13 protein-coding genes are annotated in these 13,539 nt (G+C 34.2%); 9 read left to right on the forward strand and 4 right to left on the reverse strand.

Translation table 11 applies throughout. The features are described 5' to 3' along the window. Positions 1–72 precede the first annotated feature (72 nt). On the reverse strand, positions 73–558 hold the full coding sequence (locus FJOH_RS20850; RefSeq protein WP_012026008.1) for a MarR family winged helix-turn-helix transcriptional regulator: 486 nt from the start codon (positions 556–558) through the stop codon (positions 73–75). 2 nt (positions 559–560) lie between these two features. Then, on the reverse strand, positions 561–1,052 hold the full coding sequence (locus tag FJOH_RS20855; RefSeq protein ID WP_012026009.1) for a GNAT family N-acetyltransferase: 492 nt from the start codon (positions 1,050–1,052) through the stop codon (positions 561–563). Between the two features lie 230 nt (positions 1,053–1,282). Here FJOH_RS20855 and FJOH_RS20860 point away from each other — a divergent pair, with 230 nt between their 5' ends. Further along, positions 1,283–1,627: a winged helix-turn-helix transcriptional regulator gene (locus FJOH_RS20860; RefSeq protein WP_012026010.1), complete on the forward strand. Its 345-nt coding sequence runs from the start codon at positions 1,283–1,285 to the stop codon at positions 1,625–1,627. Between the two features lie 10 nt (positions 1,628–1,637). After that, positions 1,638–2,120 (forward strand): GNAT family N-acetyltransferase, encoded by a 483-nt coding sequence (locus FJOH_RS20865; RefSeq protein WP_012026011.1) that lies wholly within the window; start codon positions 1,638–1,640, stop codon positions 2,118–2,120. A 185-nt stretch (positions 2,121–2,305) separates the two neighbouring features. Here the strand turns inward: FJOH_RS20865 and FJOH_RS27165 are convergent, their stop codons facing one another. Together FJOH_RS27165 and FJOH_RS27170 are read right to left on the reverse strand one after the other, a co-directional pair. Further along, entirely contained in the window at positions 2,306–3,433 is a 1,128-nt protein-coding gene (locus tag FJOH_RS27165) for a DUF6055 domain-containing protein (protein ID WP_238381505.1), read from the reverse strand. Further along, the gene (locus FJOH_RS27170) at positions 3,406–4,539 is read right to left on the reverse strand and encodes a DUF6055 domain-containing protein (protein ID WP_200799104.1); all 1,134 of its coding nucleotides are present in this window, start codon (positions 4,537–4,539) and stop codon (positions 3,406–3,408) included. The genes FJOH_RS27165 and FJOH_RS27170 overlap by 28 nt, the downstream gene beginning before the upstream one ends. A 582-nt stretch (positions 4,540–5,121) precedes the next feature. Here FJOH_RS27170 and FJOH_RS20875 point away from each other — a divergent pair. The 7 genes from FJOH_RS20875 (at position 5,122) to FJOH_RS20905 (ending at position 13,535) form a co-directional block, all read left to right on the forward strand. Then, entirely contained in the window at positions 5,122–5,985 is an 864-nt protein-coding gene (locus tag FJOH_RS20875; RefSeq protein WP_012026012.1) for a DMT family transporter, read from the forward strand. 160 nt (positions 5,986–6,145) lie between these two features. Beyond that, positions 6,146–8,590 carry a TonB-dependent receptor gene (locus FJOH_RS20880; protein WP_012026013.1) on the forward strand — a complete coding sequence of 815 codons (2,445 nt, stop codon included), beginning with the start codon at positions 6,146–6,148 and terminating at the stop codon, positions 8,588–8,590. Positions 8,591–8,634: 44 nt separating this feature from the next. Next, complete coding sequence (locus FJOH_RS20885; RefSeq protein WP_012026014.1) at positions 8,635–9,744, forward strand: PepSY-associated TM helix domain-containing protein; 1,110 nt, start codon at positions 8,635–8,637, stop codon at positions 9,742–9,744. Positions 9,745–9,906: 162 nt separating this feature from the next. Next, positions 9,907–10,152 carry a hypothetical protein gene (locus FJOH_RS20890; protein WP_012026015.1) on the forward strand — a complete coding sequence of 82 codons (246 nt, stop codon included), beginning with the start codon at positions 9,907–9,909 and terminating at the stop codon, positions 10,150–10,152. A gap of 109 nt (positions 10,153–10,261) precedes the next feature. Continuing rightward, on the forward strand, positions 10,262–11,278 hold the full coding sequence (locus FJOH_RS20895; protein ID WP_012026016.1) for a LacI family DNA-binding transcriptional regulator: 1,017 nt from the start codon (positions 10,262–10,264) through the stop codon (positions 11,276–11,278). Positions 11,279–11,330: 52 nt separating this feature from the next. Further along, positions 11,331–12,242, forward strand: coding sequence for a carbohydrate kinase family protein (locus tag FJOH_RS20900; RefSeq protein ID WP_012026017.1), 912 nt, complete (start codon positions 11,331–11,333; stop codon positions 12,240–12,242). A gap of 30 nt (positions 12,243–12,272) precedes the next feature. After that, positions 12,273–13,535, forward strand: coding sequence for a sugar MFS transporter (locus FJOH_RS20905; protein WP_012026018.1), 1,263 nt, complete (start codon positions 12,273–12,275; stop codon positions 13,533–13,535). The last annotated feature ends 4 nt before the right edge of the window (positions 13,536–13,539 follow it).

Raw genomic sequence — 13,539 nt, forward strand, 5'->3', positions numbered from 1 at the left:
TTTTGCTGCAATATTACTAAAGCTTAAGTAAAACAGCAATTAAAAAGTAGTAATATTTTTACATTTTAAATATTACTTCTCCCCTTCGCTTTTCAACTGCAAAGCACGCTGTAAAAAACTTTGGTGTACAATTTTATTTTCGGCTTCATTAATTGCCTGAAGCAGATTGTTTTGATTATCGGCTATATCACTTAAGGCTTGTTTCATAACATCCCAAACGGGTTTCATTTGTTCGATTAGTTCTTGTCCTTTTGCTGTAAGCTGAATGAGTCTTTTGCGTTCGTCAATTTTATCTTTTTTAGAACGAATCAGTTTTTGTTTTTCGAGTTCTTTGAGCAGACTTATGGTCGATGGATGTGTATAGCCAATTTCGTTAGCAATTTCAACAACACTCAAAGTTTCTTTATGATATAAAGTATAAATAACCGGAAACCATTTAGGCTCAAAATCAATTCCGTATGATTTATAAAACAAAGCACCGTCTTTTCTCAATTGTTCGCTTAATCGTTGCAATCGTGTCGAGATGGCTAATATTCCTGATTCGTCTATTATATTCATCTTTATTTTTTTAAATTTAAATGGCAGAAAACATTGTCTGGCGCCATTAAAGGAAATCCTTCCGGAAGTTTTTCTTTCTGGATTCGCACAAAATTATTCTTTTCATAAAAACGCAATGCTGCTTCGAGTATGGTAATGGTTCCCAAATATAAATCATCAATTCCGTTTTCTTTGCTGTAAGCAATTAAAGTCTCTAATAATTTTTGAGCAATTGCATATTCTTTTCCTCGAAATTCTTTTTTTACAAACATTTTTCTAATTGCTGCCGCATTGTCTGCAAATTTTACCAGTGCAATAGTTCCCACTAATTGGTCATCAATAAAAGCTCCCCAAAATCCGCCTCCGTCTGCATAATAAAAGTTAGGAATGTTAAACAAATCCGGCTGGTCTTCAATAGTAATAGGTACATTAAATTCTTTTTGCTGAATAGTTAATACAAGATCAACAATTGCATTTGAATACTGGTTATCGACAGGTTTAATTATAGGTTTCATAATATTTAAAAAATTTACTTCACAAAACTACGTAGTTAAATACATAAATAAAACATTTATTTAATTTTATGATTTCTTTTAATACTTTTGTTTGGATTGTGCCATTAAAGCGTATATCGATAATCATGAAAAGCGAAGTTTTTTAATACTGCATTTCAAATGATTCTATAAGATTTATGGGCAGTCAAAAAAATTAAAATTTCTTATATAACTTTTAGGGTTTAGAAAATATGGAACGAAATCAAAAAGAAGAATTTCAGGCGCTTCAGGATACTTTATATGTTTTGGGCGGTAAATGGAAACTGCCTATCATTAATTCTATTTGTAACGGAAATAGTCGTTTTAAGGAAATAAAAGACAGCATTCCGGGCATTACGGCTCGAATGTTATCGAAGGAATTAAAAGATATGGAGCTTAATAATCTGGTAAAAAGAACAGAAGACCGAGATGCCAAAGTACCCATTCTTTATGAGTCAACATCATATTGTCAATCTTTTGGACCTATCATTTCTGAAATGATTAAATGGGGAATTTCACATCGAAATCATATTAAAAAACAGCAGGAAAAAATTTAAAATATAGTGTATGAATTTTAGAAACGCCGTTATTGCTGACTTAGCAGTAATAAACGAAATAGAAAATGCTTGTTTTCCGCCAAACGAGGCAGCAGGTTTAGAACGTCTATCAAATAGACTGGAGGTTTTTCCACAGCATTTTTGGCTTTTGGAAGAGAACGGAAAAATCCTTGGCTTTATAAACGGAATGGTAACTCCAAACAAAAAGCTGATTGATGAAATGTTTAACAATACAGGACTGCACGATGAAAATGAAAAATGGCAGGCTGTATTTGGTTTAGCTGTTTCTCCTGAATATCAAAAAAATGGATATGCGGGAAAATTAATTCATCATTTAATTTCAAAATCTAAAGAACATAACCGAGCCGGAATCACGCTTACGTGCAAAGATTATCTCATTTCATTTTATCAAAAATTTGGATTTGAAGATTTGGGCATTTCAGCTTCTGTTCATGGCGGAGAAGTCTGGCATGATATGGTGCTTTCTTTTTAAAGTTTTTTTCAAGTTTCAGGTTTCAGGTTATTTTACTTTGAACATATTTTAACCGCAAAGTTCGCAAGGTTTTTTCGCAAAGTTCGCAACTTGAAACTTGAAACATGAAACAAAAAATAAAACAAAAAACCCTGCCGAACCTAACCAATCGACAGGGCAAAAAAAAATGGAACTAAAAAACTAATTTATTGTTTGATAAACGATTTGTTTACAATGTTTTTTCCTGTTTGAATACGAAGTATATAAACTCCCTGATTCAATTTGCTGCAGTTGTATTGTATTTCATATTGTCCTGCTTCATAATTTTGACTGGTTACAACATCTAATTTTCTTCCGTTGGCATCAAATACAGAAATCGTAACTTTTTCCTGTTCTTTTTGGTTAAATGAAATCGTAAGATTTCCTGCCGTTGGATTTGGGAAAATGCTCAAACCATAATTTGCAGGATCCAAAATTGGGTTACTGATTCCAAGAGTTGGATTTGCACAAACTGGCGTTACACTAAAAGCCATTGATGCTGCAGAAAAATTGGTAAAGGCAGTATTTATATCAATATTCGAAGCATCGCTTTCTCCTTTTCCGTCACATTCTGTTCTTCCATTTCTCCAATACGGAAACTGCAGATACACTCCGTTTGTCGAACAGCTTCCTATTTCGGCATCTCCTCCTACTACAACTGAATTTCCAAAATTGCCTGCAAACAGCATGGCATTTCCTTTTATATTGGCAGAATTGGTAACAGAACCGCCTTCCATCCATCCGTTTCCTTCAACAATTGCATTTCCTGATAAAGTCGCATTATACACACATGCATTGTCTCTAACTATTGCATTACCGCTTATATTACCGCCTTCGACCATTGCATATCCATCAATTCTGGCATTACCGGAAATTGTGCCGCTTCTAACAATAGCATAAGGTCCAACATATACCGTTGAGGCAACATTAGCACTGTTTGAAACCCATCCGCCTCCATTGGCATGAATGCGTCCATTAGTTTTAAGAAATTTTCTAAAATTAGCCGCCGGCTGAAATCCTTCAGGGTTTGCATTGGCGATTTTTAATTCATACGGATATCTTCTTTGTTTAGGATAACCTACATCCATATTGTAATTTACATGGCTTTTTGGAGCGGCAAATACGACCAGAAACATATTCGCTTCTGTTGAAGAATCAAGTGTAAAAGAAGCTTCTCCATCTGAATTGTACATAGGGCTGTAACGTGAAATTGATCCGTCGGTTTTTGTTGTTACAAATCCGTATCGCCATCCTGCCTGAGCCGGATTTACTTCAGAATGTCCTTTAAATTTAATAGTAACTTTTTTTGCGTTTCAGAACAAGTTGGATATAAAGGAATAATATTCATTCCGTAATCCTGAGGCGCCCAGTCATTATTTGTATAATATTGATCTGTCGTACCATTTACTTTTGTTAAAAGTGTGTATTGTCTGCTTGTATAACGCGGCATTCTGGTTTCGATAAGTTTGTATACTTCGCGAATTTTTTTTCCAAAATTGCTGGTGTTGTTAATCTGAGAGGTCCATTGAATAGGATAATCAAATGCAGGCTGTCTTTGGGCATATCCCCATAAATGATCATTAAGCTGTTCCTGCGTAAAACCTTTTAATCTTTTGATTGTTTCAAGCGGATGTTCCTGATTTTTAGATTCAGCCCACATTCTTCGGGTAAAATCAAAACCATCTTTTTCCTGAACGTAGTACATCAAATGAAAATTGGTGTAATGATGACGGTTTGATGACCACATAAAATGTCTTGTTTGTATCCATCTTGTTAAAGTACCGTCAATTTCTGCCCATTGCGGATAAGCTTGTGCCCGCATAAAATTAGCGTGGCCTTCAAAAAACGGACCAGCCCAATCGTAACCCGCAAATGCAGTTCCATTTCCGGGATTTTCCTGAATACGCATCATCATTTGAAGCGTATGAGCGAATTCGTGTGATAAAGCTCCGCCATCTCGTGTTGCCTGAGGATGCACAAACATAGCCCCAATAACGTTACTAAAAGAACTTGCGTGTGCAAAAGCTTCTAATCTCGTGTCGGTTGAGTTCCAGGTATTCATCACCATAATGATGATTTTGTATTTCCCCACGTTTGTAGTAGGCGCATTGCTCACAAATTTTAAATCGGTTACAAAACGTTTAAAACTGTGTTCTAATGTATCAGCAACAGATTTTGGTGTAAATCGCAATGTGGCATCAGAGTAAGCTGCAGGATTAGTTCCTACTTTATCGCCCCAATAAAGAACGAAGTTTGTTGATTCATACTTTCTTGAATCCGATATTTTATTGTAAAATTCATTGTTTGGATTGCTCCATTCTGTAGGTATAAAAAGTGTTTTCTGCCCCATTGCAAAACAACTGCAAAGAAAAAGAACGGCTTGTAGTAAAAGTGTTTTCATGTATAAGTGATTTGGGATTTGATCTTATTTTATTCTTAAACCTAATTCTTGCCTAAATTTTAACAAACCTCTTCATTAGAGAATTTCATTTAAAACTGAAACCCTTCTCACCGTATTTTAAAAACAATATGAACTTTATTTTTTTTTGCGAATATATGTATTAATTTTAACAAACAAACTTAAAAATATCGACAAAAAGCAAATTTAATCGATGAAATACACTTTAACCCTTGTAAAACGTACAAAACACACTTAAAAAAAATATCGATTTTTAGGAAAATGAAGTTTATAAAACAAAATAATTGATGCAGGAAATTGATGTAGAGAGTTTATCCGGAAGATTTATCTTTCCAAAATACTGTTAACATATTTGTGAGGTTTAAGCTTTTTAAATATTTTTGGTCAAATTCCAAAAAATTATGAGCCAAAAAGGTTGTCTTCCTCCTCCTTGATTATAAATTAATCGTTCGACTTTATGCAGCGTTTCATACCGATATTTTTATCGGCAGATTCTGCTATGCTTACAAGTCAAATTTTAAATTAATTTATAATTCAGTCTTTTTTAGACTTTTAGACAATCTTATGAAAAAATCATATATTTTATTGCACATCGCTGTAATACTTGCCGGTTTTACTGGTGTTTTTGGTAAACTTATTTCGTTAAACGAAGGACTTTTAGTCTGGTACCGGGTTTTATTTTCTTCCTTGGTTTTATTGGTTATCCTGAAATTATTTAAGGTTTCAAAGGATATTTCTTTAAGAGAAAAATTCAATATTGCCAAAATTGGTCTTTTGATCACGATACACTGGATTTTCTTTTATGCCAGTATTAAATATTCAAATATTTCTGTGGGTGTTGTATGTTATTGTTTAACGAGTTTATTTACTGCCTTGTTCGCTCCGCTGATTAACAGAAAGAAATTTAATATTACAGAATTACTGCTTAGCATGCTGACTCTGGCCGGAATTGCTCTTATATTCCACTTTGATTCTTCTTATCAATTAGGCATTATTCTGGGTATAATTTCATCTGCTTTTGCGGCGCTTTATACCATTTTTAACGAACGATTGGTAACTATTTACGACAGCAGGCTTATCAACTATTATCAAATGAATGGCGGCACGATCGGGCTTGGTCTGCTTATGCCTTTATATCTTTATTTCTTTCCTGTTGAAAGTATTCTGCCAAGTGTAAAAGATATTTTCTATCTGATTATTTTGGCAGTATTCTGCACCGTTGGTTTATATGTTTTGTTTGCAGAATCATTAAAAAAGATTGCAGCATTTACTGTAAACCTTACTTTCAACCTAGAACCGGTTTATGCAATTATAATGGCTTTTTTGTTTTTTAATGAAAGTAAAGAAGTCAATATCTTCTTTTACATAGGACTACTTTTTGTTATCGCTTCGGTAATATCGCAAACAATAATTTCTATTCGAAAATAAAAAAAAACATAGGCCTCTTGCATTTTTGTAAGAGGCTTATTTCAATTCAAACTTCACTATATCGATTTCTTAAAATTAATATGAATTGTGATAGTTATTTATTTGTATTTATTCTAAATAAACATAGATTTGCGGTCTAAAATTAAAATAATCGCCCGCCATGAAGTTTACTTATTTATTTTTGATGCTTGCCTTTTTTACCATAGGCCAGGCTCAAAATGCTAAAATTACCGGAAGGATAACTTCCGAAAACAATGAAGCCGTTTCTTATGCTTCTGTCTCAATCAAAAGTCCAAAAAAGAACACAACCTCTGATGATAAAGGAAATTTTGAAATCAGCAATCTAACACCAGGAAATTATACTATTTATTTTTCGGCAATGGGTTTTTCTGTTCAGGAAAAAACCGTAGAACTGCATGAAAATGAAAACCTTGAACTTTCTATCTCTTTACAGGAAAACATTAATACACTGCAGACTGTAGAAATTACAGGACGAAAAGAAAAATCATATAAAAACACAAAATCGTTTATTGGAGCTAAAACAGAAATCGCTCTAAAAGATCTTCCACAGGCAGTTTCGTATGCTACAAAAGAATTAATTGCAGATCAGGGATCCATTCGCGTAGGCGAAGTTGTCAAAAATTTCAGCGGTGTAAGCCAGTTTACTTTTTATGATGATATTTCGATAAGAGGTTTTAGAATTAACGGAGGAAGCAACACGCAATTGCTTAACGGAATGAGAACTTCGACTGGTTTCTGGAAACAGCCTCTTGCCAACTATCTTGAGCGTGTAGAGGTTTTAAAAGGTCCTTCTTCTGCTCTATTTGGAAATGCATCTCCTGGAGGAGTTTTAAACCGTGTTACAAAAAAACCATTAGATCAGGCTGCAAACAGCGTAAGCTTTTCTACAGGAAGTTTTAATACTTTAAGAGCTTTAGCTGATTTTACAGGTCCGTTAACCGAAGATAAATCACTTTTGTACCGTTTGAACTTGGGTTACGAAAATGCCAATTCTTTTAGAGATTTACAATTCGATAAAAATATTGTAATTGCTCCTTCTCTTTCGTTCCTTCCAAATGATAAAACAAGCGTTAACTTTGACTTAATTTACACGGGTTCAAAAAGTAACTTAGACCGCGGACAGTCGACTTATGAAAATAATTTGTATTCGACTAAAATTTCAAATTCTTTAAACTCTACAAATGATTATTTAAATGAAGAAACGTATATCGTTACAACGTCATTAAATCATCAGTTTACAGATCGTTTGTCATTTTCGGCTTCGTACATTCGTACAGGTTACACAGAAGATCTTTTGGAACACCGCGGTGCTAATAAATATGCTTCTGCCGGAGACGGATCTACAATTCCAACAGCAATCGAAATGCAGGTTTTTCAGCGTAAACGTAAGCGTTATATTGACAATCTTTCTGCTTTCTTTAACTATCAGGCAAAAACAGGAGCTTTAGACCACAATTTAATTGCAGGTTACGATTATGCTCAGGAACAAGTTCCGTCTGGAGGTTCGCAGTTACAAGCAACGGGATATAGAAATGCTGCAAACAATGGTTCTATTGCAACGTATGATCCGGCAAAAAAGAATCTGTATTTGTTAGATTCTAAAGGAAATCCTGTACCAAACGTGGCGCATTTCGATTTAACAAATCCAATGGCTTCACAGCAGTTAAAAGACATGAGCAAATATTTCTATGTTGCCCGTCCGTTTGATCCAACCTATTATTCGTTGTATGGAGTTTATCTTCAGGATCATATTAAATTTGGTGCTTTTCAGGCTTTAATTGGTGTTCGTTATGATGAATACAGCGATAAAGAAAATTATAAAAAGGCAACTGAAAAGAAAGTAAAACAGCATTCATTCCTTCCTCGTTTTGGATTAACTTATACACTTAACCCAAATATCAACTTATACGGAACTTATGTAAAAGGATACAACCCGCAGACCGCTTCTTCATTATCAAACCCAAATGCAGGAGGACCGTTTGATCCGTTAGAAAGTAATATGGTCGAGTTTGGAGGAAAATCTTCGTGGTTTAAAGAAAAACTTTTTGTGACAGTAGCTTTGTTTAAAATCCAGCAGAAAAACACTTTATATCCTGCCAACGATCCAACAAATCCAGATTTAATGAGATCAATTGGTCAGGAAGAATCAAAAGGTATTGAAATTGATGTAAACGGAAGCATAACGCGCAACTGGAGTATTTCGGCAGCGTATTCATACAATGAAGCTGCCATTACAGAAAGCCCTGTAGATTCTGAAATTGGAAGACAAAAACCAAATACACCAAAACAGCAGGGAAATGTCTGGACACGTTATAACTTTACAGACGGTGCTTTAAAAGATTTTGGCGTTGCTTTTGGAAGTAATTTTGTAACAACCCGTAACTTAAGCCAGACAGTAACACAGACCATTCCGGGTTATACTTTATTTAATGCTGCTTTGTATTACAACATTAATAAATTTAAAATTCAGCTGAATGCTAACAACATAACCAATAAAACGTATTGGGTTGGAGGTTACGATTATATTCGTTTATTCCCTGGTGCTCCTTCGAACTGGCTGTTAACACTTGGATACTCATTTTAATAAATGCTTTATTTATATTTGAAAACATTTTTGGACTATCTATTATGAATAAAACGTTTAAGAAAAATATTGGCTTATTACATCTTTGGCTCGGACTTGCGTCCGGGCTCATTGTTTTTATTGTAGCACTTACCGGAAGCATTCTTGTTTTTGAGGACGAAATCGACGAATTTGTAAATCCTGAGTTTTATAAAGTTTCTGAAATTGGAGCAAAAAAAATACCTACAGACATTTTGATAAGAGATATTGAACTGAAATATGCTCTTAAAAAAATTAATCGTGTTTATGCTTATAACGATCCTGAAAGGACTATGATTGTTACAGGAAAAGACAGCGATAAAAAAAATCAAATCTTTTCTGTTGATCCTTATACTGGTAAAACATTAGGACAAATTCCTGAAAGAAGCCGATTCTTTTCGGTTGTTTTAGATATACACCGTCATTTGGTTTTAGGTGATATTGGAGCTTTTATTACAGGATGCAGCTGTCTGATATTTGTATTCATGCTCATTTCTGGGATGATTTTATGGTGGCCGAAAAAAGTCAAAAACTTAAAACAGCGATTAACTGTAAAATGGAATGCTTCATTTAAAAGAGTAAACTGGGATTTTCATTCTGTTTTTGGTTTTTATAGTTTTCTTATTCTTCTGATAATTTCCTTAACGGGTTTAACCTGGTCTTTTAAATGGTTTGAAAGCGGTATTTATTTACTGGCAGATGGAACAACAAAAAAACCGTCGGCTAAAGTTGAAAATCCAACCAAAGTTGATCCTAAAGTAGATAAAACCTATTTCTATCAGAACATTTTTTCTAAAACGGACAGCGTTTTTCCATACAAAGGCGATACACAAATTAGAATTCCATCTGATACCATAAACAGCATTACGGTTATTAAACTGAACTTAGAAGAATCGATTCCAAATATTTCGAGTACTGCCTATTTTGATAAATACACAGGTAAAATTTTAGAAGCCAGACCTTATGAAAAATTAAGCAGAGGCGATAAAATCCGACGTTTGATTTATCCTATTCATACTGGAAGCATTTACGGATATCCAACAAAAATCCTGGCTTTTTTAGTCTGCCTTTTTGCCGTAACACTGCCTGTTACCGGCCTTTTAATCTGGCTTGGAAGAAAAAAAAGCAAAAAATAAACGGTATTTCTCTATTTGTATAACTAATGACAATTCAGTTAGTTATACAAATAGTTAATTATATTTGACTATAGTATTTAATTTTTTTTGAAAAGATGGCAAACTGAATTGTCACTTTAAACGTATGTAGCAGAAAAGTTATATAAATTTAAAAGATTCAGCGTGGATAAAGTAAGTGTTCAAAGATTAAAAAAAACCTTAGCCTATTTAGAAAGTAAACAACGTGAATTAAAAAGACAATACGAAACCGACACTCGCAGCATTGAATCGATGATTAAATATCTAAAAAAAGATATGCTTGAGCAGTTTAGTTTAGCTGATTATGATATTTATATTAAGAATGAAATCAAAAACACTGAAACCTTTATTCGCAGTGTGAAAAACATTATAGACGATCATTCTGAATAGAAATTCTCTGCTAAAATGATTTTTTTAACTCACTTAATTTACAAATTTCAAAATAAATACTTGCTTAAACGTTTAAGTTGATTATATTTGCCTTTCTGAAATCGTTATCGTGAAAAGAATTTCAATTAAAGATGTGGCATTAAAAGCAGGCGTATCTATCGCCTCAGTATCTTATGTACTTAACAATAAGATTGACAGCCGTATTCCGCAGGAAACAATTGACAAGGTAAAACACGCTGCCGAAGAATTAAATTACCGTCCTAACAATATTGCAAAAAGCTTAAAAACACAGCGAACCCATATAATTGGTCTTGTTGTCGCTGATATTGCAAATCCTTACTTTTCTCAGTTAGCCCGAATTATTGAAGATGAAGCCAACAAACTGGGTTATACCCTTTTAATTGGAAGCTCTGATGAAAATGCCGAAAAATTTGAAGCGCTTATCAATATGTTTGCCGACCGTCAGGCCGATGGATTAATTATTGCTCCTGTTGAAAACAGTGAAAAATGTTTGTTGAAACTGCAAAAGCAAAAGATTCCTTTTGTATTAATTGACCGTTATTTATCTGGTGTTGAAGCAGACAGCATACAAATTAATAACTACGATATAAGCCAAAAAGTTACAGAACACCTTATAAACGGCGGTTATAAAAACACTCTTCTTGTTGCTTATAAAACACAGTTGCAGCACTTATTACAGCGAACTCAGGCATTTTTAAATACGCTCGAAAAACATCAAATACAAAACAGTCAAGTGCTTTTAGCAGACAAAGACTATATTGACAGAGACATTAATACCGGCTTAGAAAATATGCTGCAAAATGCAGTAAAACCAGATGCCATCTTTTTTACTAGTAATAAACTGGCAGTTTCCGGACTCAAAAAACTTACACAACTTGGCATAAATATTCCGCAGGATATTGCAGTTGCTGCTTTTGATGAAACTGAAGCTTATGAGCTTTTTCCGGTTCCGCTAACGTATGTAAAACAGCCGCTTTCTGCCATTGGGACAACCGCTGTAAAAATGCTTAACGAAAAAATCAATATCAAAAATCTGCCTTTGCAGAATGTAACTTTACATGCTGAACTTCATATAGGTCAGTCTACAAAATCTAAACACATCTAAACTTTTTTATTTACCACTTTGCTTAAACGTTTAATCAAAAAAAAAGAAAATCATGAGAGAAGAAATAAATACAAAATCAATCTATTGTTATGGAGAAGTACTTTGGGATATTTTTCCTGAAGGTGCGCGTGCGGGCGGTGCGCCGTTTAATGTAGCTTATAATTTAATGCGAATGGGAATCGATTCGCACATGATAAGCCGTGTTGGAAATGATAAACTGGGAACCGATCTTATGGCTCAGTTAAAAGACTGGAACATTTCGACCGAAGACAGCCAGATTGACAACCAGCACCCAACCGGAACTGTAATTGCGCACATCGATGAGCATAACGAAGCTCATTATGATATTATAAAACCTGTTGCCTGGGATTTTATTGAATTTAGAAAAGATTATATCGAAAAAACATCAAATGCTTCGGCTTTTGTTTTTGGAAGTTTAATTACCAGAAGCGAAACTTCCAAAACGACTCTTTTTGAACTTTTGGAAATCGCAAAATTTAAAGTTTTTGATATCAACATTCGTCCTCCCCACTATTCTGTTCCGGTTATAAACGAACTTCTTCATAAAGCCGATCTGGTAAAAATGAACAAAGCCGAATTGCGATTGGTTCTTGATTTTTTTGAAAAAAATTATGTCAGCGAAGATGATGCTGTGCATTTTATTCAGGACAAATTTGATATAAAGGAAGTACTGGTAAGTAAAGGAAGCAAAGGTGCTTTGTATTATGACGGAGATTCTAAATATGATGCTCCTGCTGTCCCTGTTACTATTCAGGACACGGTAGGAAGCGGTGATGCTTTTTTAGCCGGATTTTTATCGAAAAGAATTATGAATGAAAATCCTGTCGAGGTTATGAAACAGGCAACAGCTTTGGGTGCTTTTATTACCTCACAAAAAGGTGCCTGTCCAAGTTATGATTTAAATGACTTTGAACTTTTTAGAAAAGAAAATGAGGCTAAATAAAATGTATAATAGTAATAATGATTTGTAAAAATGTCTCAGGCTAAATTCACAGAAAAAAAATATATTCTAACGCTTACTTTTGTAATCTCGCTTTTTCTTTTTTGGGCAATTGCAATCACGATGGGCGATGTTCTTAATAAACATTTTCAAAACGTACTGCATATCAGTAAATCAGAATCGGGTTTGGTGCAGCTATCCATTTTTGGTGCTTATGCCGTAATGGGTATTCCGGCTGGTTTATTCATGAAAAAATACGGTTATAAAAACGGAGTAATTCTAGGGTTGATTCTTTATGCATTTGGTGCTTTCCTTTTTATTCCGGCAGCTCAAAATGAATCTTTCTCTTATTTCAGGATTGCATTATTTATTTTGGCTGCAGGTCTTGCAACGCTGGAAACTGTTGCACATCCTTTTGTTGCTTTACTGGGCGATGAACGCACAAGCGACCAGAGAATAAATTTTGCACAATCTTTTAATGGTTTGGGCGCTATAATAGGTCCGCTTCTTGGCGGTTTCTTTATTCTCGATTCAAAAGGCGCCGAAGGTCTAGAATCTGTTAAAACCTTATATATGATTATTGGCAGTTTTATACTTTTAATTGCCATTTTGTTTTGGTTTGTAAAAGTACCATCGCTTAAGGGCTCTCATAGTCACGAAGAACAAAGTACCGACGATGAAAATACAAACGTAGTTCCTGATTCGCCTTTGTACATGCAAAGACATTTTATATGGGCTGTAATTGCTCAGTTTTTTAATATTGGAGCGCAGGGCGGTACGTGGGCTTATTTTATAAATTATGGTGTCGAAAAAACAGGTTTGGCTGATAATCAGGTTGCTTATTATTTCTCTTTCAGCATGGCTATGATGATGATTGGCCGTTTTATTGGAACGTTTTTATTGCGCTATATTGCTCCAAATAAACTATTAGCAATTTATTGTATGTGTAATATTGGGCTTTGTCTGGTTATTTCTCAAAGTTTTGGCTGGGTTTCGTTTATTGCCTTAATTATGCTCAATTTTTTCTTAAGTGTAATGTACCCAACTATTTTCAGCCTCGGATTAAAAAAACTTGGAAACAAAACAGAACAAGCTTCCTCTTTTTTAGTAATGGCAATGTTTGGCGGTGCAGTTTTTCCTCCAATTATGGGTTTTGTGGCAAATACAAATGTGGCTTACGCCTATCTTTTACCTATAATATGTTATTTGGTAATTCTTGTATTTGCCATTAAATATTACAAACCACATACACTTGGACAGCCTTATGTACTTTCTAAAAGAGACATTGTGCGTTAAACTT

Origin of the sequence: Flavobacterium johnsoniae UW101, assembly GCF_000016645.1 — a bacterium.
In the GTDB taxonomy this organism is placed as follows: Bacteria; Bacteroidota; Bacteroidia; order Flavobacteriales; family Flavobacteriaceae; genus Flavobacterium; species Flavobacterium johnsoniae.

Bases quoted from the DNA above. Each gene is read 5' to 3' on its own strand.
- FJOH_RS20885 (WP_012026014.1), top strand. From the start codon at position 8,635: ATGAATAAAACGTTTAAGAAAAATATTGGCTTATTACATCTTTGGCTC.
- FJOH_RS20880 (WP_012026013.1), top strand. From the start codon at position 6,146: ATGAAGTTTACTTATTTATTTTTGATGCTTGCCTTTTTTACCATAGGC.
- FJOH_RS20860 (WP_012026010.1), top strand. From the start codon at position 1,283: ATGGAACGAAATCAAAAAGAAGAATTTCAGGCGCTTCAGGATACTTTA.
- FJOH_RS20865 (WP_012026011.1), top strand. From the start codon at position 1,638: ATGAATTTTAGAAACGCCGTTATTGCTGACTTAGCAGTAATAAACGAA.
- FJOH_RS27170 (WP_200799104.1), bottom strand. From the start codon at position 4,539: ATGAAAACACTTTTACTACAAGCCGTTCTTTTTCTTTGCAGTTGTTTT.
- FJOH_RS20855 (WP_012026009.1), bottom strand. From the start codon at position 1,052: ATGAAACCTATAATTAAACCTGTCGATAACCAGTATTCAAATGCAATT.
- FJOH_RS20905 (WP_012026018.1), top strand. From the start codon at position 12,273: ATGTCTCAGGCTAAATTCACAGAAAAAAAATATATTCTAACGCTTACT.
- FJOH_RS20900 (WP_012026017.1), top strand. From the start codon at position 11,331: ATGAGAGAAGAAATAAATACAAAATCAATCTATTGTTATGGAGAAGTA.
- FJOH_RS20850 (WP_012026008.1), bottom strand. From the start codon at position 558: ATGAATATAATAGACGAATCAGGAATATTAGCCATCTCGACACGATTG.
- FJOH_RS20875 (WP_012026012.1), top strand. From the start codon at position 5,122: ATGAAAAAATCATATATTTTATTGCACATCGCTGTAATACTTGCCGGT.